Origin of the sequence: Nocardioides oceani, assembly GCF_030412965.1 — a bacterium.
Lineage (GTDB): Bacteria > Actinomycetota > Actinomycetes > Propionibacteriales > Nocardioidaceae > Nocardioides > Nocardioides oceani.
On record NZ_JAUHJQ010000001.1, the window covers coordinates 721,276 to 747,553 of the forward strand.

29 protein-coding genes and 1 tRNA gene are annotated in these 26,278 nt (G+C 74.7%); 11 read left to right on the plus strand and 19 right to left on the minus strand.

Annotation, left to right across the window (positions count from 1 at the left end):
* The first annotated feature begins 1 nt into the window (after position 1).
* Together QWY28_RS03460 and QWY28_RS03465 are read left to right on the plus strand one after the other, a co-directional pair.
* The gene (locus tag QWY28_RS03460) at positions 2-958 is read left to right on the plus strand and encodes a hypothetical protein (protein ID WP_300950904.1); all 957 of its coding nucleotides are present in this window, start codon (positions 2-4) and stop codon (positions 956-958) included.
* Positions 955-2,310, plus strand: coding sequence for a hypothetical protein (locus QWY28_RS03465; RefSeq protein ID WP_300950905.1), 1,356 nt, complete (start codon positions 955-957; stop codon positions 2,308-2,310). Before QWY28_RS03460 ends, QWY28_RS03465 begins: the two co-directional genes overlap by 4 nt.
* Before the next feature lie 90 nt (positions 2,311-2,400).
* Here the strand turns inward: QWY28_RS03465 and QWY28_RS03470 are convergent, their stop codons facing one another.
* The 3 genes from QWY28_RS03470 to QWY28_RS03480 all read right to left on the minus strand — a co-directional run bounded on the left by QWY28_RS03470 (position 2,401) and on the right by QWY28_RS03480 (position 5,170).
* Entirely contained in the window at positions 2,401-2,679 is a 279-nt protein-coding gene (locus QWY28_RS03470) for an HU family DNA-binding protein (protein ID WP_500690664.1), read from the minus strand.
* 174 nt (positions 2,680-2,853) lie between these two features.
* Positions 2,854-4,272 (minus strand): vWA domain-containing protein, encoded by a 1,419-nt coding sequence (locus tag QWY28_RS03475; RefSeq protein WP_300950907.1) that lies wholly within the window; start codon positions 4,270-4,272, stop codon positions 2,854-2,856.
* Positions 4,273-4,279: 7 nt separating this feature from the next.
* Entirely contained in the window at positions 4,280-5,170 is an 891-nt protein-coding gene (locus tag QWY28_RS03480; RefSeq protein ID WP_300950908.1) for an AAA family ATPase, read from the minus strand.
* 138 nt (positions 5,171-5,308) lie between these two features.
* On the opposite strand from QWY28_RS03480, the gene QWY28_RS03485 reads away from it, so the two are divergent.
* A complete protein-coding gene (locus QWY28_RS03485) occupies positions 5,309-5,686 on the plus strand; it encodes a hypothetical protein (RefSeq protein ID WP_300950909.1) in 378 nt (125 codons plus the stop codon).
* A gap of 81 nt (positions 5,687-5,767) precedes the next feature.
* Here QWY28_RS03485 and QWY28_RS03490 read toward each other — a convergent pair whose 3' ends face one another.
* Positions 5,768-6,295, minus strand: coding sequence for a gamma carbonic anhydrase family protein (locus QWY28_RS03490; protein ID WP_300950910.1), 528 nt, complete (start codon positions 6,293-6,295; stop codon positions 5,768-5,770).
* A 166-nt stretch (positions 6,296-6,461) separates the two neighbouring features.
* Between QWY28_RS03490 and QWY28_RS03495 the strand changes: the two genes are divergently transcribed.
* Positions 6,462-7,583: a serine/threonine-protein kinase gene (locus QWY28_RS03495; protein WP_300950911.1), complete on the plus strand. Its 1,122-nt coding sequence runs from the start codon at positions 6,462-6,464 to the stop codon at positions 7,581-7,583.
* Between the two features lie 34 nt (positions 7,584-7,617).
* Here QWY28_RS03495 and QWY28_RS03500 read toward each other — a convergent pair whose 3' ends face one another.
* From QWY28_RS03500 to QWY28_RS03515, 4 genes are all read right to left on the minus strand, one after another.
* Positions 7,618-9,981 (minus strand): ATP-binding cassette domain-containing protein, encoded by a 2,364-nt coding sequence (locus QWY28_RS03500; RefSeq protein ID WP_300950912.1) that lies wholly within the window; start codon positions 9,979-9,981, stop codon positions 7,618-7,620.
* 145 nt (positions 9,982-10,126) lie between these two features.
* Positions 10,127-10,771 (minus strand): hypothetical protein, encoded by a 645-nt coding sequence (locus tag QWY28_RS03505; protein ID WP_300950913.1) that lies wholly within the window; start codon positions 10,769-10,771, stop codon positions 10,127-10,129.
* 27 nt (positions 10,772-10,798) lie between these two features.
* Positions 10,799-12,046: a calcium-binding protein gene (locus QWY28_RS03510; protein ID WP_300950914.1), complete on the minus strand. Its 1,248-nt coding sequence runs from the start codon at positions 12,044-12,046 to the stop codon at positions 10,799-10,801.
* A gap of 66 nt (positions 12,047-12,112) precedes the next feature.
* Complete coding sequence (locus QWY28_RS03515; protein WP_300950915.1) at positions 12,113-12,379, minus strand: metal-sensitive transcriptional regulator; 267 nt, start codon at positions 12,377-12,379, stop codon at positions 12,113-12,115.
* 300 nt (positions 12,380-12,679) lie between these two features.
* On the opposite strand from QWY28_RS03515, the gene QWY28_RS03520 reads away from it, so the two are divergent.
* From QWY28_RS03520 to QWY28_RS03540, 5 genes are all read left to right on the plus strand, one after another.
* Positions 12,680-14,071 (plus strand): MBL fold metallo-hydrolase, encoded by a 1,392-nt coding sequence (locus tag QWY28_RS03520; RefSeq protein WP_300950916.1) that lies wholly within the window; start codon positions 12,680-12,682, stop codon positions 14,069-14,071.
* Position 14,072: 1 nt separating this feature from the next.
* Positions 14,073-14,894 carry a sulfite exporter TauE/SafE family protein gene (locus QWY28_RS03525; protein WP_300950917.1) on the plus strand — a complete coding sequence of 274 codons (822 nt, stop codon included), beginning with the start codon at positions 14,073-14,075 and terminating at the stop codon, positions 14,892-14,894.
* 114 nt (positions 14,895-15,008) lie between these two features.
* A complete protein-coding gene (locus QWY28_RS03530; RefSeq protein WP_300950918.1) occupies positions 15,009-17,204 on the plus strand; it encodes an MMPL family transporter in 2,196 nt (731 codons plus the stop codon).
* Positions 17,205-17,278: 74 nt separating this feature from the next.
* Positions 17,279-17,443 (plus strand): DUF8730 family Cys-rich protein, encoded by a 165-nt coding sequence (locus QWY28_RS03535; protein WP_300950919.1) that lies wholly within the window; start codon positions 17,279-17,281, stop codon positions 17,441-17,443.
* A gap of 14 nt (positions 17,444-17,457) precedes the next feature.
* Positions 17,458-17,661, plus strand: a complete 204-nt coding sequence (locus QWY28_RS03540) for a YgaP family membrane protein (RefSeq protein WP_300950920.1) — start codon at positions 17,458-17,460, stop codon at positions 17,659-17,661.
* A gap of 176 nt (positions 17,662-17,837) precedes the next feature.
* On the opposite strand, the gene QWY28_RS03545 is transcribed toward QWY28_RS03540, so the two are convergent.
* From QWY28_RS03545 to QWY28_RS03555, 3 genes are all read right to left on the minus strand, one after another.
* Positions 17,838-17,927 (minus strand) — tRNA-Ser (locus QWY28_RS03545).
* Positions 17,928-17,965: 38 nt separating this feature from the next.
* On the minus strand, positions 17,966-18,412 hold the full coding sequence (locus tag QWY28_RS03550) for a nucleoside deaminase (protein WP_300951305.1): 447 nt from the start codon (positions 18,410-18,412) through the stop codon (positions 17,966-17,968).
* 26 nt (positions 18,413-18,438) lie between these two features.
* Entirely contained in the window at positions 18,439-18,924 is a 486-nt protein-coding gene (locus tag QWY28_RS03555; protein ID WP_300950922.1) for a tRNA adenosine deaminase-associated protein, read from the minus strand.
* 103 nt (positions 18,925-19,027) lie between these two features.
* On the opposite strand from QWY28_RS03555, the gene upp reads away from it, so the two are divergent.
* The gene (upp, locus tag QWY28_RS03560) at positions 19,028-19,669 is read left to right on the plus strand and encodes a uracil phosphoribosyltransferase (protein ID WP_300950923.1); all 642 of its coding nucleotides are present in this window, start codon (positions 19,028-19,030) and stop codon (positions 19,667-19,669) included.
* A gap of 18 nt (positions 19,670-19,687) precedes the next feature.
* Here the strand turns inward: upp and QWY28_RS03565 are convergent, their stop codons facing one another.
* From QWY28_RS03565 to thpR, 5 genes are read right to left on the minus strand one after another with little or no spacing between them, the layout of a single operon-like run.
* A complete protein-coding gene (locus tag QWY28_RS03565; protein WP_300950924.1) occupies positions 19,688-21,061 on the minus strand; it encodes an NAD(P)(+) transhydrogenase (Re/Si-specific) subunit beta in 1,374 nt (457 codons plus the stop codon).
* Entirely contained in the window at positions 21,058-21,357 is a 300-nt protein-coding gene (locus QWY28_RS03570; protein WP_300950925.1) for an NAD(P) transhydrogenase subunit alpha part 2, read from the minus strand. Before QWY28_RS03570 ends, QWY28_RS03565 begins: the two co-directional genes overlap by 4 nt.
* Positions 21,358-21,534: a hypothetical protein gene (locus QWY28_RS03575; RefSeq protein WP_300950926.1), complete on the minus strand. Its 177-nt coding sequence runs from the start codon at positions 21,532-21,534 to the stop codon at positions 21,358-21,360.
* Complete coding sequence (locus QWY28_RS03580) at positions 21,474-22,478, minus strand: Rossmann-fold NAD(P)-binding domain-containing protein (RefSeq protein ID WP_300950927.1); 1,005 nt, start codon at positions 22,476-22,478, stop codon at positions 21,474-21,476. The genes QWY28_RS03575 and QWY28_RS03580 overlap by 61 nt, the downstream gene beginning before the upstream one ends.
* Positions 22,479-22,514: 36 nt before the next feature.
* Positions 22,515-23,093, minus strand: coding sequence for an RNA 2',3'-cyclic phosphodiesterase (thpR, locus tag QWY28_RS03585; RefSeq protein WP_300950928.1), 579 nt, complete (start codon positions 23,091-23,093; stop codon positions 22,515-22,517).
* 80 nt (positions 23,094-23,173) lie between these two features.
* Between thpR and QWY28_RS03590 the strand changes: the two genes are divergently transcribed.
* A complete protein-coding gene (locus QWY28_RS03590; protein WP_300950929.1) occupies positions 23,174-23,938 on the plus strand; it encodes a GTP pyrophosphokinase in 765 nt (254 codons plus the stop codon).
* Here the strand turns inward: QWY28_RS03590 and QWY28_RS03595 are convergent.
* The 3 genes from QWY28_RS03595 to QWY28_RS03605 form a co-directional block, all read right to left on the minus strand.
* A complete protein-coding gene (locus QWY28_RS03595) occupies positions 23,902-24,633 on the minus strand; it encodes a VIT1/CCC1 transporter family protein (protein WP_439117220.1) in 732 nt (243 codons plus the stop codon). The two genes, QWY28_RS03590 and QWY28_RS03595, sit on opposite strands and share 37 nt — an antisense overlap.
* On the minus strand, positions 24,634-24,945 hold the full coding sequence (locus QWY28_RS03600) for a GNAT family N-acetyltransferase (protein WP_300950931.1): 312 nt from the start codon (positions 24,943-24,945) through the stop codon (positions 24,634-24,636).
* Positions 24,946-25,097: 152 nt separating this feature from the next.
* Positions 25,098-26,243 carry an acyl-CoA dehydrogenase family protein gene (locus QWY28_RS03605; RefSeq protein WP_300950932.1) on the minus strand — a complete coding sequence of 382 codons (1,146 nt, stop codon included), beginning with the start codon at positions 26,241-26,243 and terminating at the stop codon, positions 25,098-25,100.
* Positions 26,244-26,278 lie beyond the last annotated feature (35 nt).

Here is a 26,278-nt window from a genome sequence, read left to right on the forward strand (position 1 = left end):
CGTGACCCTCGTCGACCTCAGTACGCCGCCGGCCCCCGACCCGGCCGCCGGCCTGCTCGACGCCCTCCCCCGCCGGGTGGCGCTGACGCTGCCCGAGCTGCGCTGCGTCGCCGAGCACGCCGGTGGGGCCCCGCTCCCGTTCGACGTCCACGAGCCCGCACCCGCCGGCGAGGGCGGCCTGGAGTCGCGGCTCGGCCGTTCCCGCGGGTCGGCCGAGGACGAGGCGAGGGCGGCCGCGATGGCCGCCCTGCACGAGCCGGTGGGGTCGCTGACCCGCCGGGGCCTGCTCGCCGACGGCGTCCCCGACGAGGGCCTGGCCGGCGCGGTCGGCCTGCTCGCGGTCCCCGACGTGGCGCTCGACCTCGACGTCGCGGTGCGGACCGGCGGCGGCCCGCTGCGCGCCCGCGCCTGGCACCGGCAGGCCGGCGGCGCGGTCGCGACCCTCGCCACGATCGACGGCGTCGCCTTCGAGCTGGCCTGGTTCCCCGCCGCGCACTGGCCGACCGAGCTGGCCCGCGTCGCCGTGCTCCCCGAGGACCACGAGAGCGGCGGGTCGAGCGTCCCCGCGCACGTCGACCTCCCCTACGAGCTCGCCGACGCCGCGGCCGAGGCCGTGCGGTCCTCCCGGCCCGACCTCCTCGCCGTGCTCGCCGCCCAGGAGGGCGCGACCGTCCGCGGCGGCGACGGCACGCCGTACGACGTCGCCGACGTGCTCGACCTGCTGGCGGGCCTCAGCGGCGAGGCCCAGGGCCGGCTGCGCGCGCTGGTCGCGGACACCTCCGGCGAGGAGACGACCGTCGTCGGCGTCGTGTCGTGGGTGCTGCTGGCCGACGGCTGGCACGCGCTGCGCCCCTACCGGGAGCGGGGCACGGGCTCCGCCCGGGTGGAGGTACGCCGCGTGGAACCGGCCGAGCTCGGCCCGCTGCTCGCGCCGGTGCTGGCGGAGGTGACCCGATGAGCGAGCAGACGCCCCTGGTGGACCCCGCCGACGAGCCGACCGTGCCCCACGACGCGGTCGAGGCGGCCGACCTGGCCGACAAGTACGACCGGATGAGCCGGCTGGCCGACCTGTTCGACGCCGCCGGCGAGGAGGCCCGGGCCCGCGCGGCGCTCGGTGCGGAGGTGCTGGGTGACCCGGCGGTCGCCGAGTCCGCGGAGGTCGCCCCCGCCACGTGGTCGGAGGTCGAGCGCGACGTGCTGGCCGCCACTGGCGAGAAGCACGGGCTGCTCGGGCGCTCGGCCGAGCTGGACGCCGATGCGGTCGTCGTGCGCGCCACCGTGGCGACGTACCGCTGGATCGACGAGCTGGCCGCCGAGGCCTCCCGCACGCTGGGCGCGATCGCCGGGCGGGCGATCGGCTACCTCGCGCCCGAGGTCGCCCTGGGCGGGCCGGTCGTGAGCGCCGGCCTCATCGAGACCGACGCGCTCGACCGCGACGACGTCGCGGCGTACCTCTCCGAGCTGGCCCAGGACCACCCCGAGCTGCTCGAGCACGTCTCCGGCGGCGGCGGGCTGCTCGACGGCCTGCGGATGCGCTCGCTGCTCACCGTCGGGCTGCTCGCCGGGGAGACCGGTCGCGCGGCCGCCCGCAGCGGGCTGCGAGCGGTCGGGGCCGACGACCTGGCGACGGACATCGGCTCGGCGCTGCGCGACGTCGCCGGCGGGGTCGTCGACGAGCCGGAGGGCACCACCGCGCCGGCGGCGCCGGCCGCCGGCGACGCGCCCCGCGGGCTCGCCGGCCTGATGAGCGCCCTGGACGAGGTGACCGCCTCGGTGTCGGTCGAACGCGTCGGGGAGGGGCGTTACATCGCCTACCTGCCCGGCCCGAGCGGCGGCGGGCGGCGGCTGCGCCTGGTGAGCGGCGACGCGACGCCGTACGCCGCCCAGGTGGTCCGAGCGGTCGAGGCCGCCGTGGAGGGCGACCCCGGCGCCCGGGTCATGCTCGTGGGCTCCGCCCAGGGCGGCGTGACCGCCGCCGAGGTGGCCGCGGCGGTCGGCGCCGACGCCGAGGCGTCGTTCACGGTCGAGCAGGTGGTCACCGCCGGCGCACCGGCCGCGCAGGTGGCGCAGGTCCCCGAGCCCACGCGCGTGCTGGCGCTGGAGGACCGCGCCGACCCCGTCGCGCTGCTGGGTTCGCTGCTGAACCTGTCCTCGCCCAACCGGCTGACCGTGGTCTTCGAGGCCGGGGCGGTCGATGGCTCGCGGGAGAGCGCGTACGTCGCCGGCGGCCGGGCCGCGGACGCCGCCGACCACCCCGCCGTCCGCGCCGAGCTGGAGCGGCTGGCGTCGTTGGGCTACCTCGCGGGTTGAGCCCGGCGGCTCGGTGTCGCGACGCCGAACGGCCGAGGGCCGGGCTCCCGTGGGAGCCCGGCCCTCGGCCGTCGTGCGTCGGGCGGCAGGTCAGCTGCCGGAGACCGCCGTCTTGAACGCGGAGGCGGCCTTGAACGCCGGCGCGGTGGTCGCGGCGATCTCGATGGTCTCGCCGGTCTGCGGGTTGCGGCCCTGGCGGGCGGAGCGCTCGCGCGACTCGAAGGTGCCGAAGCCGCTGATGCTGACCTTCTCGCCGGCCGCGACGGCCTTGACGATGCTGTCGAGGACGGCGTCGAGGGCCTGCTCGGCCTCCTTGTTGCCCAGACCGGTCTGCTCGGCGACGGCGTCGCGCAGCTGTCCCTTGTTCATGTCGTGCTCCTGTTCGTTGTCAGGTCTGCGGGGGTCGTGCGGTGCCGGCCCGGTCGGGGCCGGCGGCACGCCCGGCGGCCTGCGCGTGGTGCCGCAGGCACGTCCGGCGGTCCGCAGGCTAGCCGTACCGCGGCGCAGCACGGCATCCACGGGCCCCGAAACCGCCCGGCGTGTCTAGAGGATCTCGTGCACGAACTCGCCGAGCTGGGTCAGGTTGCGGCACTCGACCATGGGCACGACGGCCCCGTACCGCGACGCCGCGGAGTCCCCGTTGTCCCAGTGCCGACGGTGCTCGGGGTTGAGCCACCACGCGTGGCGGATGCCGCCGACGAGCTCGCCGAGGGTGTCCAGGGCGAGGTCGGAGTAGTTCGAGCGCGCGTCGCCGAGGACGAGCAGCGAGGACTTCGGGCCGAGCGCGTCGGCGTGGTCCTCGGCGAACTTCGTGATCGCGCGGCCGTAGTTCGTGCGACCCCACAGCGCCGCGTGCGCGGTGCTCGCCGCGAGGTCGGCCATCACGTCGGCGACGTCGGCGCCGGGCCGGAAGTGGTCGGTGACCTCGTGCACGTGGTCGATGAAGGTGAAGGCCCGCACCTTCTGGAACTGGTCGCGCAGCGCGAAGACCAGCAGCAGCGTGAACTGCGCGAAGTTGGCGACCGACCCGCTCACGTCGCACAGCACCACCAGCTCGGTGCGGTGCGGGCGCTTCGGACGGTGGTGGGTGGCCAGCGGCACGCCGCCGGTCGAGATCGACGCGCGGACGGTGCGCCGGAAGTCCAGCGGGCCGCGCCGCTGCGCGTGCTGCTCCTTGGTCAGCCGGGTCGCGAGCCGCCGCGCGAGCGGGTAGATCTCGCGGCGCATCTGCTCCAGGTCGCTGCGGCGGGCCGCCAGGAAGTCGAGCCGGTCGATGCTGGGCCGCAGGGCGACGTTCGCGACGTGCTGGGGGCCCTTCTCCTCCGCGATCCGGCGTCGCGCGTCGTCCTCGACCATCCGGGTGAAGCCGCCGATCCGGCGGCCGGCGGTGCGCTCGGCCTCCTCGTCGGTGCGCCCCTGCGCGAGCAGGCCCGCGACCAGCTGGTCGACGAGCTCGGTCGGCGAGACCCGCTGGAGCGCGGTGTACGCCGACCAGCTCGACAGCCCCGGCCCGCGGCCCGGCATCGCGCCGAACCGCGCGACCATCTCCGCGGCGAGGTCGCCGAGCGCCTGCCGATCGTCGGCGGCCAGCGCCTCGGCCAGCCGCTCGCGGAAGTCGCGCAGCGCGTCGGCGCCGTCGCGGACCGAGAACTCCTGGCCGGCCGCGTCCGGCCCGTCACCGTCGCCGTCGGCCCCCTCCCCGGTCCCGAGCGTCCCGCCGGCACCGGAGCCGACCATCCGCGGGAAGTAGAGGTCGAAGAGCGCGTCGAAGGTGGGCCGCTGCGACTGCCTCTTGACCAGCGTGGCGGCGTACGCCGCCTGGACGGTCTCGCGGCTGCCCCACTCCAGGGCCGACAGCGCCGCGATCGCGTCGAGGTCCTCGGCGAGGGACACCGACAGCCCCGCGGAGCGCAGCGCCTCGAGGAACGCGATGTGCCGGTCGAGCAGGCCGCTGGCGCTCACGACCGGGTCACTTCCGCAGCCGCAGCTCGCGGACCGCGCGGTCGTGGTCGGAGGCGTGCTTGAGGACGACGCCGAGCGTGTCGGCGACCGCCTTGTCGTCGAGGTCGCCGATCTCGAGCGCGATGAGGGTGCGCGCCCAGTCGACGGACTCCGCGATCGACGGCGCCTTCTTCAGCTCCAGCTCGCGGAGCCGGGCGACGGTGCTCACCAGCTGGCCCGCGACCCGCTCGTCGAGGTCGGGCACCTGGCTGGAGACGATCTCCCGCTCGCGCTCGGCGTCGGGGTAGTCCAGGTGGAGGTAGAGGCAGCGCCGCTTGACCGCCTCCGACAGCTCCCGGGTCGCGTTGGACGTCAGGACGACGAACGGCCGGCGCACGGCGGTGACCGTGCCCAGCTCGGGGATGGTCACCTGGAAGTCCGAGAGCACCTCGAGCAGCAGGCCCTCGACCTCGACGTCGGTCTTGTCGACCTCGTCGATGAGCAGCACGGTCGGCTCGGCCCGCCGGATCGCGGTCAGCAGCGGCCTCGTCAGCAGGAACTCGTCGGTGAAGATGTCGTCGTGGGTCTCGTCCCAGCTGGTGGCGTCGCCGCCCGCGTGGCTCGCCTGGGTGGCCTGGATGCGCAGCAGCTGCTTCTTGTAGTTCCACTCGTAGAGCGCGCGCGCCTCGTCGAGCCCCTCGTAGCACTGCAGCCGCACGAGCTCCGCGCCGGTCGCGCGGGCCACCGCCTTGGCCAGCTCGGTCTTGCCGACGCCGGCCGGGCCCTCGACGAGCAGCGGCTTCTCCAGCGCGCCCGCGAGGTACGCCGTCGTGGCGGTCGCCGGGTCGGCGAGGTAGCCCGTCGCCGCGAGCCGGGTGGTGGCGTCGTCGGGCGAGGAGAACCAGTCGGCGGAGGTCATGCGGGCCATCCTCGCCCATCGCCCCGCCGGTCGCCCGGTCCAGAGATTTCACTCACGTCGGCCGACCCGGACGTGACCGGCTCCGGGGAGGGTCGTTGTCACCGGCGTACCCACCCGAACCACCAGCGGGAGCCAGCGATGCGACCCACCACCAGGCGAGGCCCCTCGCGGGCGCAGGTGTCCTCGCTGCTGCTCGCGGTCAAGGCCGCCGTGCTCGCCTCGGTTCTCGCGCTGACCGTCACCACCGGGATGGCCGCGTCGGGCAGCACCACGCCCGATGCACGACCGCCCGCCATGGCGATGGACTACTCCACGCAGGCCGTCCAGCGGGTGATGGCCGAGCACAACTGCTCCAGCACCGGCTTCGCCCCCGGCACCCAGCCGGACTCCGCGCTCGTGCGGACCACCGGCGGCCGGCTGCGGATCGTGTCGTTCGACCGCGGCTGGGACGTCTTCACCGGCCGCCGCCCCGGGCTGCTCGTCGCGGTCTGCCTCGACCCGCGCGCGACCCCCTGACCCCTCCTTCCCGCCTCGTGATGCCGAGGGTGCGCCCCGGCGCACGCTCAGCATCACGAGGCGGGTCAGGCGGGCTCGGGTTCAGCCGACCCGGTGCGCGCTGCCGGCGTGCCGCTGGGCCAGGTCGGCGTAGTACACCGCGTTGGTGTCGACCCAGAACTGCGAGGACGTGCCCTCGATCGGCTTGACCGCCTTGCACGGCGTGCCGGTCGCGACGACGCCCGCCGGGATCTCCGTGCCGGGGGTGACGACCGAGCCCGCGGCGACGAGCGTGCCGGCGCCGACGGTGGCGCCGTCCAGCAACGTGGACCCGTTGCCGACGAGCGCCTGCTCGCCGACCTCGGTGCAGTGCACGACGCAGCCGTGACCGACGGTGGCGTTCGGCCCGACGGTCAGCACCTGGTCGGGCCCGGCGTGCAGGACGCTGTTGTCCTGGATGTTGCTGCCCTGGCGCACGACGATGCGGCACACGTCGCCGCGCAGCACCGCGCCGTACCAGACGCTCGCGCCGGCCTCGACGGTCACGTCGCCGATGAGGGTCGCGGTCGGCGCGATCCAGGCGTCGGGGTGGACGTTCGGGCGCTTGCCCTCGAACTCGAAGAGGTTCACGGGCGTCATTCCACACCCCGCACCCGCTCGGGACGCCTGCGGGTGGCCCGAGCGGATTGCGCGGTGCCCGGACCGGGCACGACACCGGTGGAGCCTCCCCCGACTCCCTCCCCGGAGCACGCGCTCGCGCGCTGCGCCCCACCCTGCGACAGAACGGAGAGGACCTGTGTCCACCACCGGCCCGATCCTCCTCGCCGGCCGCTACGCGCTCGGCGCCGTGCTCGGCCGCGGCGGCATGGCCGACGTCCACCGCGCCCACGACCGGCTGCTGGGCCGCGACGTCGCGGTCAAGGTCCTGCGCGACGCGAGCCAGGACGAGGCCGACCGCGCGCGGTTCACCGCCGAGGCGCGCACGTTGGCCGGCCTGTCGCACAGCGGGCTGGTGATGGTGCTCGACGCGGGTACGACGGCGGAGCAGCCGTTCCTCGTCATGGAGCTCGTCGAGGGGCCGACGCTCGCGGCCGAGCTCGCCCGCGGACCGATGGCCCCCGGCACGGTCGCCCTGGTCGGCGCGCAGGTGGCCGACGCGCTCGCCTACGCCCACGAGCAGGGGGTGGTCCACCGCGACGTCAAGCCGGGGAACGTGCTGCTCGGACCGGACGCCCGGGTCAAGCTGGCCGACTTCGGCATCGCCCGGCTGATCGGCGACACCGTCCGGCACACCCGCACCGGCACCGCGGTCGGCACGGCGGCGTACCTCTCCCCCGAGCAGGTGCTCGGCGAGGACGTCAGCGGCGCCGTCGACGTCTACTCCCTCGGGCTGGTGCTGCTCGAGGCGATGACCGGCGAGCGGGCCTACCCCGGGTCGCCGACCGAGGCGGCGCTCGCCCGGCTGAGCCGCCAGCCCGAGGTACCCCCGTCGCTGCCGGCGCCGTGGCGCCCGCTGCTCACGGCGATGGTCGAGCGGGAGCCGGGGCAGCGCCCGACGGCCGCGGAGGTCGCGACGAGGCTGCACGCCCTGGCCCCCGGCCCGGTCCCCGCGGCGCGCACCGCGCCGCCTGGGCCGCCTGGGCCGCCTGGGCCGCCGGGACCCCCGCCCCCTCCGCCGACCGCGGTGCTGACCGACGCCTCGGCCACGGTCGCCCGGCGGCCAGCGCCGCCACCACCACCGCCGCCGGGTCCCGCCGGTCCGCGGACCTCACGGATCGACCGGCTCGGTGACCAGCTGGCCCGCGGCGCCACCGACGGCTGGCACCGGCTGGCCGGGCTCCCGCCGGAGGTGCGCGGCGTCGCGGGCGCGCTCGCCGTGCTGGTGCTCCTGCTGGTCGTGGTGGCGCTGGCCGGCTGAGCGCTCCCCCGGCCACTCGCCGACCGGTCGACGGTCAGCCGGCGACGTACGCCGCGAGGTGCTGGCCGGTGAGGGTCGAGCCGTCCGCGACGAGGTCGGCCGGGGTGCCCTCGAAGACGACCCGCCCGCCGTCGTGCCCCGCGCCCGGACCCAGGTCGATGATCCAGTCGGCGTGGGCCATCACGGCCTGGTGGTGCTCGATGACGATGACCGACCGCCCGTCGTCGACCAGGCGGTCGAGCAGACCGAGGAGCTGCTCGACGTCGGCGAGGTGGAGACCGGTCGTGGGCTCGTCGAGGACGTAGACGTCGCCCTTCTCCGCCATCTGCGCAGCGAGCTTGAGCCGCTGGCGCTCGCCGCCGGACAGCGTCGTGAGCGGCTGGCCGAGGGTGAGGTAGCCCAGGCCGACGTCGGCGAGCCGGGCCAGGATCGTGTGCGCGGCCGGCACCTTCCCCTCGCCCTCGGCGAAGAACGCCTCCGCGGTCGCCACCGACATCCCGAGCACCTCGCTGATGTCCTTCCCTCCGAGCCGGTGCTCGAGCACGGCCGCCTGGAACCGCTTGCCGTCGCAGTCCTCGCAGGTCGTGGCGACTCCGGCCATCGTGGCGAGGTCGGTGAAGATCACGCCGGCGCCCTTGCAGGTCGGGCAGGCGCCCTCGGAGTTGGCGCTGAACAGCGCGGGCTTGACGCCGTTGGCCTTCGCGAACGCCTTGCGGATCGGCTCCAGCAGACCGGTGTACGTCGCCGGGTTGCTGCGCCGCGAGCCCTTGATCGCCCCCTGGTCGATGGCGACGACCCCGTCCCGTCCGGCGACCGAGCCGTGCACCAACGAGCTCTTGCCGGACCCGGCCACGCCGGTGACGACCACCAGCACGCCGAGCGGCACGTCGACGTCCACGTCGCGCAGGTTGTGGGTGCTCGCGCCGCGCACCTCCAGCGCGCCGGTCGGCGTGCGCACCTGCGCCTTGAGCCGCGCCCGGTCGTCGAGGTGCCGCCCGGTGAGCGTGCCGCTCGCCCGGAGGCCGTCGAGGGTGCCCTCGAAGACGATCTCGCCGCCCTCGCTGCCCGCCCGCGGGCCGAGGTCGACGACGTGGTCGGCGATCGCCATCGTCTCGGGCTTGTGCTCCACGACCAGCACCGTGTTGCCCTTGTCGCGCAGCTGGAGCAGCAGCTCGTTCATCCGCTGGATGTCGTGCGGGTGGAGGCCGACCGTGGGCTCGTCGAAGACGTAGGTGACGTCGGTGAGCGAGGAGCCCAGGTGGCGGATCATCTTGACCCGCTGCGCCTCGCCGCCCGAGAGCGTGCCGGAGGGCCGGTCGAGGGAGAGGTAGCCCAGCCCGATCGCGGCGAAGGAGTCCAGCGTGTGCCCGAGCCCCTGCAGCAGCGGGGCCACCGACGGCTCGTCGAGCCCGCGCACCCACGCGGCCAGGTCACTGATCTGCATGGCGCAGGCGTCGGCGATGTTGAGGCCACGGATGCGGGAGGAGCGCGCCTCGGGCGCCAGCCGGGTGCCCTCGCAGTCGGGGCAGGCGGCGAAGGTCACCGCCCGCTCCACGAACGCCCTGATGTGCGGCTGCATCGCCTCGACGTCCTTGGACAGGAACGACTTGTGGATCGAGGGGATCAGCCCGAGGTAGGTCAGGTTGATCCCGTCGACCTTGATTTTCGTGGCCTCCTTGTGGAGGAGGTCGTCGAGCTCCCGCTTGCCGTAGTCCTTGATCGGCTTGTCGGGGTCGAAGAAGCCGCAGCCGCGGAAGATCCGGCCCTGCCAGCCGTCCATGCTCCAGCCGGGGATGGTCAGCGCACCCTCGTTGAGCGACTTGTTCTCGTCGTACAGCGCGGTGAGCGCGATGTCGGAGACGTTGCCGCGTCCCTCGCAGCGCGGGCACATGCCGCCGAGCCGGTTGAACGTCGCCTTCTCCGCCTTGGTCCGGCCGCCGCGCTCGACGGTGATCGCGCCGCTCGCCCGGACCGACGGGACGTTGAAGGAGTAGGCGTTCGGCGGGCCGATCTGCGGGTCGCCGAGCCGGCTGAAGAGGATGCGGAGCATCGCGTTCGCGTCGGTGACCGTGCCGACCGTGGAGCGGGGGTTGGCGCCCAGCCGCTCCTGGTCGACGATGATCGCGGTCGTCAGCCCGTCCAGGAGGTCCACCTCGGGCCGCGCGAGGGTCGGCATGAAGCCCTGGACGAAGGCGCTGTAGGTCTCGTTGATCAGCCGCTGCGACTCCGCGGCGATGGTCCCGAAGACCAGCGAGCTCTTGCCCGACCCCGAGACGCCCGTGAAGACGGTCAGCCGCCGCTTGGGCAGGTCGACGCTGACGTCGCGCAGGTTGTTGACCCGCGCGCCGCGCACGCGGATCAGGTCGTGGGTGTCGGCGGGGTGGGTGGTCGCGCTCATGGGTCTCCGTCCGTCGGGCGGGGTCAGCATGCCGGAACCCGCCGACGGTCGTCGGCGCTCCGGCGTGCCGGTGCTGGCACCGGGGTCGGACCGGCGCCGACCTCCAGGCTCATCGGTCGGCCGGGAACCGGCCGGAGCCCCGGGCTCAGGAGCCGGCCGAGACCCGTTCGGCGAGGCGGACGGCGGCGTGCAGGACGAGGTCGGCGTCGTCGGGGTCCGCGGCGGCCTCGGCGGGCACCAGCCCTCCGAGCAGCGCGACGGGGCGGACCAGCCAGGCCCACACCCGCCAGGGGTCCATCCGGGCGGCCAGCAGCGGCTCGAGCACGGGCGCGAGGTCGGGGCGCAGCTCGCCGGCCCCGGTGAGCTGGAAGGCCGGTACGACGCTGCGCTCGTCGACCGGGACCACGAGCAGCCGGTGGGTGGCGGCGGCTTTGTGGACGGCGAACCGGGTGGACTCCAGCGAGGCGCCGCGCAGCTCGGCCAGCGAGGCGTAGTCGTGCCACGGGCTCCCCAGCAGCTCCACCCGCAGCTGCGCGTGCCGGCGCAGCACCACCAGGGCGACCGGGACGGCGTGCTCGGGCTCGGACCCCTCGTTGCGCAGCAGCCCCTCGACCTCCTGCAGCTGGGCGAGGGTCAGGTCGCCGCCCGTGCCGGGGTCGACCCAGCGCGCGCGGCCGCCCTCGCGGCGGAACGTCGGCAGCCCGGCCTCGGTCAGGTGGCCCTCCAGGCCGAGCGACTCGATCCAGGTGGCGAGGTCCTCGCCGAGTGCCGCCCGCTGCTCCTCCGTCACGGTCCCAGCCTGCCGCATCGGCACCGGTCAGCCGCAGTCGCCGACCTCGAAGCCGCCGCAGCGGTCGGCCGCCGACCCGCGCAGCACGCGGTCGGTGCCCGACCCGCCCGACAGCACGTCGGCGGACGGCCCCGCGGTCACCCGGTCCGCCCCGCCGCCGAGCCGGGCCTCCACGGGGCCGGTCGCCTCGGAGGCGTCGACGACGTCGCGCGCCGGCGTCCCGCGGTAGCTCCAGCCGGCGCCGTACCACAGGCGCAGCGTCTCCACCGCGCCGTACGTCGCCGTGCCGGCCGCCGTCGTCACCCGGCCGCTGCGGGCGTCGACGACGACCTGGAGCGCGTGCTCGTCGCGGCCGCCGAGCAGTCGCAGCTCGTCGCGGCCGTCGCCGGCGTCGAGCCGCCAGCCGGAGGTGCCGGCCCGCAGGTCGACGAGGTCGTCGCCGCCGGCGAGGTCGAGCACCACCCGGTCGAGGCCGCGCACCTGCACGAAGTCCACGCCGTCGCTGCCGGTGACCCGGTCGCGGCCGCCGTCGCTGACGACGGTGTCGAAGGCGCCCGCCGGGCTGGGTCCGAGGACCACGGTGTCGTCGCCGGCCCGGCGCCGCGGGGCGGCCGCTCCGTCGAGGAGCACCCGGTCGGTGCCGGCACCGGTCTCGACGGTGTCCGACCCGGCGCCGGCGTCGATGAGGTCGTCCCCGTCCCCACCCGTGATGACGTCGTCGTGCGGGGAGCCCTGGACGGTCACCGGCTCCGCGCCGAGCACCAGCGTGTCGGTGCCCTCCCCGGTCGCGCTCGGCGCCGTCGACGCCAGGTCGACCGTGACGCCGGCCCGGGCGTCCCGCCAGGTGATCCGGTCGGGCACGACCGCGCCGTCCCCGCCGGTGTCCGCGCCGGGGTCGAGGAGGTCGTCGCCCGGCCCGCCGGCGACCACGTCGCCGTACCGGTCCACCGTGCGCGTGCGCACCTCGCGGTCCTGGCCGCCGTACAGCTCGTCGTCCCCCCGCTCGCCCTGGAGCCGGTCCGCCCCCTCGCCGCCGCAGAGGACGTCGTCGCCCCCGCGCCCCAGCAGCACGTCGTCGCCGGCGAGGCCCACCACCACGTCGGGACCGGGGGTGGCGGTGATCCTGTCGTCCGCAGGGGTGCCGACGATCGTCGCCGCCCGGCCGTGGCAGGTCGGGACCGGCGCGGCCGTGGCCGTGGCCGGGCTGGTCGGCGCCACGGTGGCGGCCAGGAGCGTGAGGGCGGTCAGGGAGATCGGGGCACGAACGGTTCGCATGCCGGGTACGACGCCGCGCGGGCGCGTCCGGTTCGCGCGGGGTGGCATAAGGTCACCCCGGCCCGCTCAGGCCAGCGCGAGGAAGAGCTTCTCCATCTTCTTGACGTCGACGCCGTCGAGCCCCTCGTCGGTCTCGGTGAGGCACTGCTGCAGCCCGGTGGCGACGATGGCGTAGCCCGCGCGCGAGAGCGCCTTGTTGACGGCGGCGAGCTGGGTGAGGACGGACTCGCAGTCCGAGCCCTCCTCCATCATCCGGATGACGCTGGCGAGGTGCCCGTTGGCGCGCTTCATGCGCGTGATGATCGGCTTGATGTCGGTGGGCTCGAGCTCCATCGGCTGGGTTCCTTTCCCGGCGGCCGGGGGCCGCGATGAGTCGCGCGGAGGCGTCGCCTCGACGTACCGGACCGCTCGGTCGAACGGTCGCGTCATCGACTGTACAACCCCCTGGGGGGTTCTGCTAACGTCTCCGGACACATCCCCCCAGGGGGTTCCGATAGACGCGAGGAGAGGAACCAGAGCAGTGCGTGAGATCGACATCGACCAGGCCGCCGCCGGCTTCGAGGCGGTCGACGTCGCGGGCGGCACCGCCGCCTGGACGAGGTCCGGGCGCCCGACCGAGACGGGAGGCTCCCGGTGATCCCCCTCACCGTGCGGACCATCGAGACCCCGTCCCTGGGCGACCGCACCTACCTCGTCCACGACGGCGAGGTGGGGTTCGTCGTCGACCCGCAGCGCGACATCGACCGGGTCCTGGACGTGCTGGCCGCCGACGGCGTCTGCCTCACGCACGTCCTCGAGACCCACCTCCACAACGACTACGTCACCGGTGGCCTCGCGCTGGCCGCGGCGACCGGCGCGGCGTACCTCGTCAATGCCGAGGACGAGGTCTCCTTCGACCGCACCCCGGTCTCCGACGGCGAGGTCGTCGAGGTCGGGACCCGGATGCGCGTCCGCGCCATCGCCACGCCCGGCCACACGTTCACCCACCTGTCCTACGCGCTCTCGACCGTCGTCGACGGGCGCGAGGAGCCGTACGCCGTCTTCACCGGCGGCTCGCTGCTGTACGGCGCGACCGGGCGACCCGACCTGCTGGGCGGGGAGCACACCGACGCGCTGGTGCGCCACCAGCACGCGTCCGCCCACCGGCTCGCCACCGAGCTGCCCGACGACGCCGAGGTCTACCCGACCCACGGGTTCGGCTCGTTCTGCTCCGCCACGCAGTCGGCGGCCACCTCCTCCTCGATCGGCCAGGAGAAGCGGGCCAACCCGGCGCTGACCCAGGACGAGGAGACCTACGTGCGCGAGCTGCTCGCGGGGCTGGGCGCCTGGCCGGCGTACTACGCCCACATGGGCCCGGCGAACGCCGCCGGACCTCGGGCACCGGACCTCTCCCCGGTCCAGGAGGCCGACGCGGCCGAGCTCCGCCGCCGCATCGAGGCCGGCGAGTGGGTCGTGGACCTGCGCGACCGCACGGCCTTCGCGGCCGGCCACGCCCCGGGCACGCTGAACGTCGGGCTCGACGGCGCGTTCGCGACCTACCTGGGCTGGCTGATCGAGTGGGGCACCCCGGTGACCCTCCTCGGGGAGACCGCCGAGGACGTCGCCACCGCGCAGCGCGAGCTGGTCCGCATCGGCGTCGACCGCCCCGCGGCGCAGGCCACCGGAGGCCCCGAGCAGTGGACCACCGGCGAGGTCGTCAGCTACGCGACCGCGACCTTCGCCGACCTCGCCGAGGTCCGCCACCACCGCCAGGTCGTCGTCCTCGACGTACGCCGCGCCGACGAGCACGCCGAGGCCGCCATCGACGGCGCGGTCAACATCCCCGTCCACGAGCTGCCCCGTCGGGTCGCCGAGGTACCGGCCGGCGAGGTCTGGGTCCACTGCGCAGGCGGCTACCGCGCCTCGATCGCCGCGTCGTTGGTCGCCGCCGCGGGTCGCGCCCCGGTGGCGGTGGACGACGCGTTCGCGAACGCCGCGGGCGCGGGGCTCGACCTGGTCACGCCCGACGCCGCCCCGCAGGGCTGAGATGACGCTCGTCCTGGCCCTCGCCGCCGGCGCCGTCATCGGGCTCTCCCTCGGGGCGCTCGGCGGCGGCGGCTCGATCCTCGCCGTGCCGGTCCTCGTCCACCTGCTCGGCCAGTCGCCGGCCCAGGCGACCACCGGCTCCCTCGCGGTCGTCGGGGTGACCTCGCTGATCGCCGCGGCGACCGCGCACCGCGCGGGCAGGGTGCTGCTGGGTCGCGGCGTCGTGTTCGGCGTCGTGGCGATCGGGGGCGCCGCCGTCGGAGCCGGGGCGGCGGCGCACGTGGCGGACGACGTCCTCCTCGCGGCGTTCGCCATCCTCATGCTGCTCGTCGGCGCGCTGATGACGTGGCGCCGGGTGGCCCGCCGCCGCGGCTCGGACGCGCCCCGCCCGCGGCCGGCCCTCGACGACCCGATCATCACCCTCTCGCCGACGTTCAGCTGCCGCTGCCCGCGCGCCCTGCAGGTGCTCGTCACCGCCACCGCGGTGGGTCTGCTCACCGGCTTCCTGGGCGTCGGCGGCGGGTTCCTCGTCGTGCCGGCCCTGCTGATCGCCCTCGCGCTGCCGATGGAGCACGCCGCCGGCACGTCGCTGGTGGTCATCACCATCACGAGCACCGCCGCCCTCCTCGTCCGCGCCGGCACCGGCACGACCCCCGAGTGGGGCCCGGTGCTCGCACTCACCGCCGCCTCGGCCCTGGCCGCGGTCGCGGGCGCGCGGTGGGCGGACCGGATCGACCCCGACCGGCTGCACGCCGCCTTCACCGCGCTCGTCCTCGGGGTCGCCGCCCTCACGGCGGTCCCGGCCTTCGCTGCCCTGGCCTGACCGGCCTGGCCTCACTCCTCGGGCGGCCCGCACGCCTCACGGCGGGCGGCTCCCGTCCGCCGTACCCACCCTCAACCCACCCTCAACCCACCCTCAGACAAGGAACGCACCACCATGAGCACCACGCCGGCGCCCCGCCTCGCGGGTCCGCCTCCCACCTCCGACCCGACCCGACCCGACCGCATCGCCAGGGGCCCGCTGGGCCGCCTCGGCGTGTGGGTCACCGACCACGCGCGGGTCGTCACGGTCGTCTGGCTGCTGGCCATCGTCGGCCTCGGCGCCTTCGCGCCGCAGGTCGAGCACAACCTGTCCGGCGCCGGCTGGCAGGCCGACGGCTCGGAGTCCGTCGCTGCCCGCGAGCTCGCGCAGGACCACTTCGGCGGCAACGCCTCCTCGGCCATCCAGGTCGTCGTCCACTCCACCGACGGGCCGGTCACCGAGGGTGCGGGCAGGCAGGTCCTCGCCGAGGTCACCGACCTCCTCGAGGCCGAGTCCCGCATCGCCGAGGTCGTCGCTCCGGTGCCGGGCGCGACCCTGTCCGAGGACGGCTCCACGGCGATCGTGCTCGCCGGAGCCGGAGCGGACACCAACGAGATGGTCCGCGTCGCCACCGACCTCAAGGACGAGCTGCAGGGCCTCTCCACCGACGCCGTGGAGGTCGACCCGACGGGCTCCTCCCTGCTGTGGAGCGACTTCAACGAGGCCAACCTCGACGCGATGCTGACCTCGGAGCTCATGTCCTGGCCGGTCACCCTCGCCATCCTCGTGCTCGCCTTCGGGGCGCTGGTCGCCGCCGGCCTCCCGCTGGTCCTGACCCTCGCGGGTCTGGTCGCCTCAGCCGGTTCCCTGGTGCTCATCAACGAGCTCGTGCCGGTCTCCATCTGGGCGATGAACTTCGCCATGATGTTCGCCCTGGCCCTGGGCATCGACTACGCCCTGTTCGTCGTGGTCCGCTACCGCGCCGCCCGCGCCGCCGGCAGCGGCCGCAGCGACGTCGCCGGCAAGCAGGACGCCATCGCGCAGACCATGGACACCGCCGGCAAGGCCGTGCTGCTCTCGGGCCTGACGGTGCTGATCTCGCTGTCGGCGGTGATGCTGGTGCCCTCGCCGTCGTTCCGCTCCATGGCCGGCGGGATCATGCTCTCGGTCGTCTTCGTCCTCGCCGCGACGCTCACCCTGCTGCCGCTGGTGCTGTTCCAGCTCGACGACCGCATCGACAAGCTCGCCCTCCCGTGGTCGCGGTCCGGCGAGCACCGCTCCGCGCGCTTCGCCGCCTGGGGCGAGCGGCTGTGGAAGCGCCCCCTCGTCTGGGGCCTGGCGTCCCTGGTCGTGCTGCTGGCCCTGGCCGCGCCGATCGCCGGCCTGACGACCGCCATGCCCTCCATCAAGGTGCTGCCCGAGGACGCCTCCGCCCGCATCGGCTACGACCGGGTGCAGGAGTCCTTCGGCGACGGCGCCCCGGGCACCCTGCAGGTCGTCGTGGACGCCGCCGACACGACGGCGGCGACCGCGGTGCTGGCGCACGACGCCGGCATCGCCGCCGCCATGCCGCCCGTGCCCGCGGCCGACGACAGCGGGCTGGTCATGGTCCAGGCCGTCCCCACCGTCGACCCCTCCGACCCGCAGCTCGCCTCGACCGTCGACCGGCTTCGCGCCGACCTCCCGCCCTCCGCGCTGGTGGGCGGAGCGTCGGCGGAGAACCTCGACCTGAAGACCCAGCTCGACGAGTCCACCCCGCTGGTCATCGGCGTCGTCCTGGTCCTGGGCTTCGTGCTCCTGCTCGTCGCGCTGCAAGCGCCGCTCATCTCGCTGCTCGGCACGGTGGCCAGCCTGCTGTCCACCGCCGCGGCGTTCGGCGTCGCGCGGCTCGTCTTCCAGGAGGGGTACGGCGCGGACCTGCTCGGCTTCGAGTCCCAGGGCTTCCTCGACGCCTGGGCCCCGGTGTTCTTCTTCGCGATGATCTTCGCCATCGCGATGGACTACACCGTCTTCCTCCTGGCCTCGGCCAAGGAGCACTTCGAGCGCACCGGCGACCCGAAGGCGGCGATGGTCGGCTCCCTGGCCCACTCCGGGCGGGTCGTCTTCGCCGCCGGCGCGGTCATGGTCGCGGTGTTCTTCACCTTCGCCCTGTCCGGCCCCATCCCACCCAAGGAGATGGGCGTGGTCCTGGGTGTCGCCGTCCTGCTCGACGCCTTCCTCGTCCGCCTCGTCCTGCTGCCGGTCCTGCTGCGCCTCACCGGCCGCGCCGCCTGGTACGCCCCGGCCTGGCTCAGGCGGGTCCTGCCGACCATCACCTTCGCCCACGACTGACCCACTGCTCGCCCACGCACCCGACGAACCCCACGCACACCACCCAGCACACCGATCGAAGGAGATCCCCACCCATGTGCCGTGCCGCGACCTGCCGCACCTGCCAGAAGACGACCTGGGCCGGCTGCGGCCAGCACATCGACCAGGTCCAGGCCTCCGTGCCCCCGGGCCGGTGGTGCCCCGGCCACCCCAGGGCCGAGCGCTCGGGCGGCTTCCTCAGCCGGATCCTCGGCCGCTGAGCCGGGGGCCGGCCGTGAACCTCGACCGCGCGATCCTCCTGCTCGCCGGGACGCTCGTCGTCCTCAGCTCCCTGCTCACCCTGGTCGTCTCCCCGTGGTGGGTGCTCCTGGCGGCCTTCGTCGGCCTCAACCTGGCGCAGTCCAGCCTCACCGGCTTCTGCCCTGCAGCCGTGCTGCTCCGCAGGGCCGGCATCAGCAGCGGGTGCGCGTTCCGGTGACGCCACGGGGGTTCGTGCGCTCGAGAGTCCCCGATCGCGAGCGCCGCTGACGAGCGCCCCTGACGAGCGCGCTGTGAGCCGCCCTGGCGCCGCGCACCGCCTGCGACGTGGCCCCGGGCCGGAACGGCGGAACCCCCGTCGAACGATGTTCGACGGGGGTTCCGACCTGATTCAGCTGGCGGTGGCGGTGGGATTTGAACCCACGGTGGGTTTGACCCCACACATCATTTCGAGTGATGCACCTTCGGCCGCTCGGACACGCCACCGCGGAGGAATGTACCGGAGCGCCGACAGGGCGACGAAATCAGGCGCCGTCCGGCCGGCGGTGGGCGCGGAAGAACTCCTCGAGCAGGGCGGCCGACTCCTCGGCCAGGACGCCGCCGACGACCTCGGGCCGGTGGTTGAGGCGGCGGTCGCGGACGACGTCCCACAGGCTGCCGACAGCACCGGCCTTGGGGTCCCAGGCGCCGAGCACGACCCGCTCGACGCGGGCGAGGACGGCCGCGCCGGCGCACATGGTGCAGGGCTCCAGGGTGACCACGAGGGTGCAGCCGTCCAGCCGCCACTCCCCCCGGCTGCGGGCCGCCTCGCGCAGCGCGACGACCTCGGCGTGGCCGGTGGGGTCTGCCTCCGCCTCGCGGACGTTGCGACCCGTGCCGACCACCGCGCCGGCGGGGTCGAGCACGACGGCGCCGATGGGGACGTCGCCGGTGGCCAGCGCGGCGCGCGCCTCGGCCAGGGCGGCGAGCATGGGCTCGCGCCAGCGGAGCGGAGCGGTCACGCCGAGGTGAGCCCCACCGCGTCGTCGAAGAGCTCGCCGAACCCCATCCGTCGGGCGACGTCGGAGAGCACCTCGTCGGGGTAGAGGTCGGGGTCGTCGAGCAGCGCACCGAGGTCCCGCGGGTCCACGCCGAGGTCGCCGAGCAGGTCCAGGTCGCCCGCGGGCACCTGGTCGTCGTCGTCCTCGGGCATCGGCAAGCGCAGGAACTCCACGGCCGAGGCCGCCAGCTCCCACTCGTCGGCCGCGGTGATGTCGGAGAGCAGCACCCGGGTGCGGGGTCCGGCGACGCGGACGACGAGGAAGAAGTCCTCGTCGATCGCGACCATGCCCACCGCGCCGCCGTCGCCGGGCAGCCGCCGCAGGCCGCTCGCCAGCGCGGTCACGTCGTCGAGGTGGTCGTGGACGAGCTCCTCCACGGTCCACACGCCGTCCTCGCGGTACGCCGCCAGGGCGAAGTCGACGTCGTCGAGCTGGTCGGACATGACGTTCCTCCTCCCGCGTGGCGGGGACGCGAGCCCGTCCAGAGTGGCAGACGCCCGCCGTGCGGCCAACCCCCGCGTCGAGTGCGGGCTCTAGAGTTCGCCCATGCGCACCCACGTCGTGGACCACCCGCTCGTCGCCCACAAGCTGACCGTCCTGCGCGACCGGCACACCGACTCCCCGACGTTCCGCCACCTCGCCGACGAGCTGGTGACGCTGCTCGCCTACGAGGCCACGCGCGACGTCCGCGTCCAGGCCTACGAGATCGAGACCCCCGTCGCGCGGACCACCGGCACCGCGCTGGCCTCGCCGAAGCCGCTGGTCGTCCCGATCCTCCGCGCCGGCCTCGGCATGCTCGACGGGATGATGCGTCTGCTCCCGACCGCCGAGGTCGGCTTCGTCGGGATGGTCCGCAACGAGGACACCCTCGAGGCGTCGACGTACGCCGAGCGGCTCCCCGCCGATCTCTCCGGCCGCCAGTGCTACGTGCTCGACCCGATGCTGGCCACCGGCGGGACCCTCGCTGCGGCGATCAAGTTCCTCACCGATCGCGGCGCCGACCACATCACCGCGATCTGCCTGCTGGCGGCGCCCGAGGGCTGCGAGCGGCTCGAGCGCGAGCTCGCCGGGCTCGACGTGCCGGTCACCGTCGTCACCGCGGCGATGGACGAGCGGCTCGACGAAAAGGGCTACATCGTCCCGGGCCTCGGCGACGCCGGGGACCGGTTGTACGGCGTCGCCGGCTGACGGCGGACGAGGGGGCCGTCAGAGGGCCTTGACCGCGGCGACCAGCCGGGTCAGGGACTCCTTGGCGTCGCCGAACAGCAGCGTGGTGCGCGGGTCGAAGAGCAGCTCGTTCTCGATGCCGGCGAACCCCGGGCGCATCGAGCGCTTGAGGAAGACCACCTGCCGCGCCTGGTCGACGTCGAGGATCGGCATGCCGTAGATCGGCGCGGCCGGGTTCGAGCGGGCGGCCGGGTTGACGACGTCGTTGGCGCCGACGACCAGCACCACGTCGGTGTGCGGCAGGTCGGGGTTGATGTCGTCCATCTCCACCAGCTGCTCGTAGGGCACCTGCGCCTCCGCGAGCAGCACGTTCATGTGCCCGGGCATCCGGCCGGCGACCGGGTGGATGGCGTAGTCGACCCGGGCGCCTCGCGCGGCGAGGACCTCGACCAGCTCGCGCAGGGTGTGCTGCGCCTGGGCCACCGCCAGGCCGTAGCCGGGCACGACGACGACCCGCTCGGCGTACCCCAGCAGGATCGCCACGTCCTCCGGCCCGGCGCTGCGGACGGGCCGGTCCGACGCCTCGCCGGCGCCCAGGGTGGACCCGCCGCGCAGCGCGCCGAACAGGATGTTGCCCACCGAGCGTCCCATCGCGCGCGCCATCAGCAGCGTGAGGAACGAGCCCGACGCACCGACCAGGGTGCCGGCCACGAGCAGCACGACGTTGCCCAGCACGTAGCCGCCCGCCGCGACCGTGAGGCCGGTGAGCGCGTTGAGCAGCGAGATGACGATGGGTACGTCGGCGCCGCCGACCGGCAGCACGAGCAGCGCGCCCGCGACGAGCCCGGCGAGGGCCAGCGCGACGCCCCAGCCGACCGAGACCTCGGCGACGACCAGCCCGGCGAGCACCAGCAGCATGGCCAGCAGCACCCCGAAGAGCACCGGCAGGCCGGGGAAGACCACCGGCCGGGAGGTCATCAGCTCCTGGAGCTTGGCGAAGGTGACGACCGACCCGGCGAAGGACACCGCCCCGACCGCCACGGTGAAGGCCGTCGCCACCACGTCGAAGCCGGGTGTGGCCGGGCCGAGGTGGTCGAGCTCGAGCAGGGCCACCAGCGCGGCCGCGCCACCGCCCACGCCGTTGAACAGCGCGACGAGCTGCGGCATCTGGGTCATCTGCACCCGGCGCGCCCCGACGGCGCCGACCACGCCGCCGACGGCGATCGCCGCGACGATCAGCGCGACGTGGTCGAGCTCGAGATAGCCGAACGGCACCGCGACCGCGACCACCGCGGCCAGGGCGCCGACCAGGTTCCCCGCGCGGGCGGTGCGCGGCCCGGCCAGGCCCTTGAGCGCGAGGATGAAGCAGACCGCGCAGGCGAGGTGGACCAGCTGGACCCAGGTCGGCGTCACCGTCCGTCACCGCCCGGGCGCCTGCGGGTGAACATCTGCAGCATCCGGTCGGTCACCACGAAGCCGCCGACGAGGTTGACCGTCGCCAGCACCGTGGCGACCAGCCCGACCACGAGCGTGGTCGTGGAGTCGGCGGAGCCCGTCACCAGCACCGCCCCGAGCAGGATGATCCCGTGGATGGCGTTGGCGCCGGACATCAGCGGGGTGTGCAGCGTCGAGGAGACCTTGGAGATGACCTCGACGCCGACGAACACCGAGAGCACGACGATCGTCAGCCAGACCACGGACTCGTCCACTCAGACCTCCTCCAGGAGCGCGCGGGTCGGCGCGTGCCGGACCGCCCCGTCGGCCGTGACGCAGCAGGCGTCGAGGACCTCGTCGCCCAGGTCGGGCGCCAGCGCGCCGTCGACGGTCAGCAGCTCGACGAGGCTGACGACGTTCTGCGCGTAGAGCCGCGAGGCCGGGCCCGGCATCTGCGCGGGGACGTTGCGGCCGCCCCACACCTGCGCGTGCCCGACGCGCACCACCTCGCCGGGCACCGAGCCCTCGACGTGCCGCCGCTGTCGGCGGCGAGGTCCACGACGACCGACCCCGGGCGCATCGCCTCGACCATCGGCGCGGTGACGAGCACCGGCGCCGTGCGCCCCGGGACGGCGGCGGTCGTGATCAGGCCGTCGGCCGCGGCGACGTACGGCGCCAGGAGCTCGCGCTGCAGGGCGGCGCGCTCCTCGGACATCTCCCGGGCGTAGCCGCCCGCGCCGTCGAGGGTCGGCAGGTCCAGCTCGATCGCCTGCGCGCCCATCGAGCGGATCTCCTCCGCGGCGGCCGCGCGGACGTCGTAGGCCCGGACGACCGCGCCGAGCCGCCGCGCCGTGGCGATGGCCTGCAGCCCTGCGACGCCCGCCCCCAGCACGACCACCTGCGCGGGCGGCACGGTGCCGGCGGCGGTCATGTTCAGCGGGAAGAACCGCCGCAGCATGCCGGCGCACACCACCGCGCAGCGGTAGCCCGAGACCAACGACTGCGAGGACAGGGCGTCCATCGTCTGCGCCCGCGAGATCCGCGGCACCAGCTCCATGGCGAACGCCGCGACGCCGAGGTCGCGCAGGTCGGCGACCAGCGCGAGCTCCTGGCCGGGCGCGAGGAAGGACACGAGCGCCGCGCCGCGCCGCAACCGCCGGGCGGCGGAGGTCTCCAGCGGCTGCACGGCGAGGACCAGGTCGGCCGTCTCGAGGGCCCGGTCGTCCACGACGGCCCCCGCGGCGGCGTACTCCTCGTCGGCGTGCAGGGCCCCGAGCCCGGCGCCGGGCTCGACCAGCACCTCGTGCCCGAGCGCCGCCAGGCGCGGCACGAGGTCGGGCACCAGCGCCACGCGGGTCTCGTGCTCGCGGACCTCGCGCACCACGGCGACCCTCATGTGACCGGCCTCACGCTGTGCCTCACCCTGGGCAACCTAGCCCAGGTCGACCCCCGCCAGCGGGAGGTCGGCGACGACCTCGTAGCGCGGGCGCCGCCTCGGCCCCTCCCCCAGGTGCGACTCGACCAGCGTGACCCGGTCCGCGGTCCAGGAGGGCCCAGCGTAGCCGTCGAGCAGGCGCACCCACCGGGTCACCTCCGCCGGCCGCCCGAGGCGCGCGAGCGTGACGTGCGGGCGGAACCGCTGGCCGTCGACCGGCACCCCGGTGCGCGCCGCGGCGTTGCGGCAGCCCTGCGCGAGCGCCTCGAGCTGCTCGGCGCCGGTCTCGTCGGTGTCCAGGCCGGCCCACAGCACGCGGGCGCGGGCGACGTCGGGGAAGGCGCCGCCGCCGGCGACCCGCGCGACGAACGGCGTACGCCGCCGGGCGGCCGCACCGAGCCGCTCCACCAGCTCGTCGAGCGAGCGGTCCGGGACGTCGGCGTAGAAGGCGAGCGTCAGGTGCAGCTGCTCGGCCCCGGCCCAGCGGAACGGGCCGGCCTCCCGACGCGCCTCGAGGAACCCGTCGAGGTGCTCGACCGCCTCCTCGGGCGGGACCAGGGCGGCGAACAGGCGCACGCCCGCGACCCTACGGGCCGGCCGGACCGCGCGGGGGCCCGGTCCGGCTCCGCTCGCGATCCGCGTAGGTTGGCTCGGTGATGGAGAGCGCGCCGGCCTGGGACGAGACCGTGCGGCGGTTCCTGCTCGAGCACCGCTTCGGCATGGACGAGGTCGTCACGAAGCTGTCGATCCTGCGTGACGAGTTCGCGCACCTGCACGACTACAACCCGATCGAGGCGGTCAGCTCGCGGCTGAAGTCGCCGGAGAGCCTGCTGGAGAAGATGGAGCGTCGGGGCATCGACCTCGACGGCCCGGACCCGCTGGCCCGGGTGCGCGAGGAGATCACCGACGTGGCGGGCGTGCGGGTGGTGTGCAGCTTCGTCTCCGACGTCTACCACGTCGTCGACCTGCTCATGGCCCAGCAGGACGTCACGACCCTCGAGCTGCGCGACTACATCGCCGACCCCAAGCCCAACGGCTACCGGAGCCTGCACGCGCTGGTCGAGGTCCCGGTGTTCCTCTCGGAGGGCACCGTGCCGGTCGTGGTCGAGGTGCAGTTCCGCACCATCGCCATGGACTTCTGGGCCAGCCTCGAGCACAAGATCTACTACAAGTACCGCCGCGACGTCCCCGCCGACCTCCTGGCCGGGCTCAAGGACGCCGCGGACACGGCGTACGCCCTCGACGCCACGATGGAGCGGCTGCACCAGGAGGTGCAGGGCCTCGAGCCGCTCGCCGGCGGGCTGGTCGAGCGCCTGCGCTCCGCCCCCGGCTCGCTGCCGGCGACCGACCTCATCGACTCTTTGCGCCGTCTCGGCACCGGCGCTCAGACCTCGACGTCGAGGAGCGAGCCGACCCCGTAGGTCACCGCCATCGCCAGCAGGCCGCCCGCGACATTGCGGGCCACCGCGCGGCCGGCCGGGGTGTGGCCGAGCCGGGCGCTGCTCCAGCCGGTGAGCGCCAGCGCCAGGGCGACCGCGACGACCGTCACCGCCACCCGGATCCCCGCCGGCACGAACAGGATGGTGAGGAGGGGGAGCAGCGCACCGACCGTGAAGGCCGCCATGGAGGCGAGCGCCGCCCGCCACGGACTGGTCAGGTCCTGGGTGTCCAGGCCGAGCTCCGCCTCGGCGTGGGCCGCCAGCGCGTCGTGCGCGGTCAGCTGCCGCGCCACCTCCCGGGCGAGCTCCTCGCTGAGCCCCTTGCCGACGTAGATGCCGCCGAGCTCGGCGAGCTCCTCCTCGGGGTCCTCGCGCAGCTCCCGCGCCTCCAGGGCGAGCAGCGCCTCCTCGGAGTCGCGCTGGGTCGAGACCGAGACGTACTCGCCGGCGGCCATGCTCATCGCGCCGGCGAGCAGCCCCGCGCTGCCGGCGACGAGCAGCGCGCCCCGGTCGCTCGTGGCGCCGGCGACGCCGACCACGATGCCCGCGGTCGACACGATGCCGTCGTTGGCCCCGAGCACGGCAGCGCGGAGCCAGTTGAGCCGCCCCCGCAGGCTCTCGCCGTGCGGCTCGTCCTCGTGCGGCCCGGCACCCGGAGCCGACGGGCCGGCGGTCACTCAGTCGACCGCGGTGGAGCGCGGCGCGCCGTACATCAGGTGGTGGTAGTCGGGGTGCCGCGCGATCCAGCCCTTGATGAACGGGCACACCGGCAGCACCTGGCGGACGCCCTCGGCACGCACCTCGTCGAGGGCGGACCGGGCCAGCGCCGACCCGACGCCGCGGCCCTCGAAGCGGCGGTCCACCTCGGTGTGGGTGAAGACGATGATCTCGTCGGTCAGCTGGTACTCCGCGAAGCCGGCCGGCTCGCCGTCCACCGTGGCCTCGTAGCGGCTCTTGCCCGGGTTGTGCGCGATCGCGACGCCAGTCATGCCCCGAGCGTAGGGGAGAGGCCCGGGGCGCCGGCGGCGGATCTCCAGCGACCCTGGTGCCGCTTCACTGGGCGTACGACGCGTGTGGCGCGGCACGTGGGTCGCTGGACGGCCCGCAGCTCGCGGGCCGTCCAGCGAGGGGCACGAGGCGCTCAGAGGCCGAGGTCGCGGCCGATGAGCTCCTTCATGATCTCGTTCGAGCCGGCCCAGATCCGCGAGACGCGGGCGTCGCGCCAGGCGCGGGCCACGCGGTACTCGTTCATGAACCCGTAGCCGCCGTGGAGCTGGACGCAGTGGTCGAGGATCCGGTTCTGGATGTCGGAGGTCCACAGCTTGGCCTTGGCCGCGTCGACCGGGGTCAGCTCGCCCTTGTCGTGCATCTCGACGCAGCGGTCGATGAAGGCCTGGCTGACGTCGATCTGGGTGTCGATCTCGGCCATGAGGAACTTGTTGTGCTGGAAGGAGCCGACCGGGGCGCCGAAGGCGGTGCGCTCCTTGGTGTAGGCGACGGTCTCCTCGAAGATCTGCTTGGCGTGCGCGAGGTTGGAGATCGCGCAGCCCAGCCGCTCCTGCGGGAGCTTCTGCATCATGTGGATGAAGCCCATGTCGAGCTCGCCGACGACGTGGTCGTCGGAGAGCCGGACGTTCTCGAAGAACAGCTCGGCGGTGTCGGACTCCGGCTGGCCGACCTTGTCGAGCTTGCGGCCGCGGCTGAAGCCCTCGGCCGTCGCCGGGATCGCGAACAGCGTGATGCCGCGCGCCTTCTTCTCCGGGCTGGTGCGCACCGCGGTGATGACCAGGTCGGCGGAGTAGCCGTTGGTGATGAACGTCTTCGAGCCGTTGATGACCCAGTCGTCGCCGTCGCGGACGGCGGTGGTCTTCAGCGCGGCGAGGTCCGAGCCGCCGGACGGCTCGGTCATGCCGATCGCGAGCAGGATCTCGCCGGACGCGACACCGGGCAGCCAGCGCTGCTTCTGCTCCTCGGTGCCGAGCTCGACGAGGTACGGCGCGGTGATGTCGGCGTGGATGCCCCAGCACGACCCGAGCGCGGCGTTGACCTTGGACAGCTCCTCGGCGATGACCGCGTTGAACCGGTAGTCGCCGGCGCCCGCCCCGCCGTGCTCCTCGGGGATCTCCAGGCCCAGGAAGCCCTGCTTGCCGGCCTCGATCCAGAACTCCCGCGGGATCGCCTTCGCCTCGGCGTGCTCCTCGACGTGGGGGATGACCGAACGCTCGAGGAACTCCCGGACCGAGCCGCGGAAGGCCTCGTGGTCCTCGTCGTAGATGTCGCGCTTCATGCCGCGATCCTACTCGCCGGTAGCACGCCCGTGCG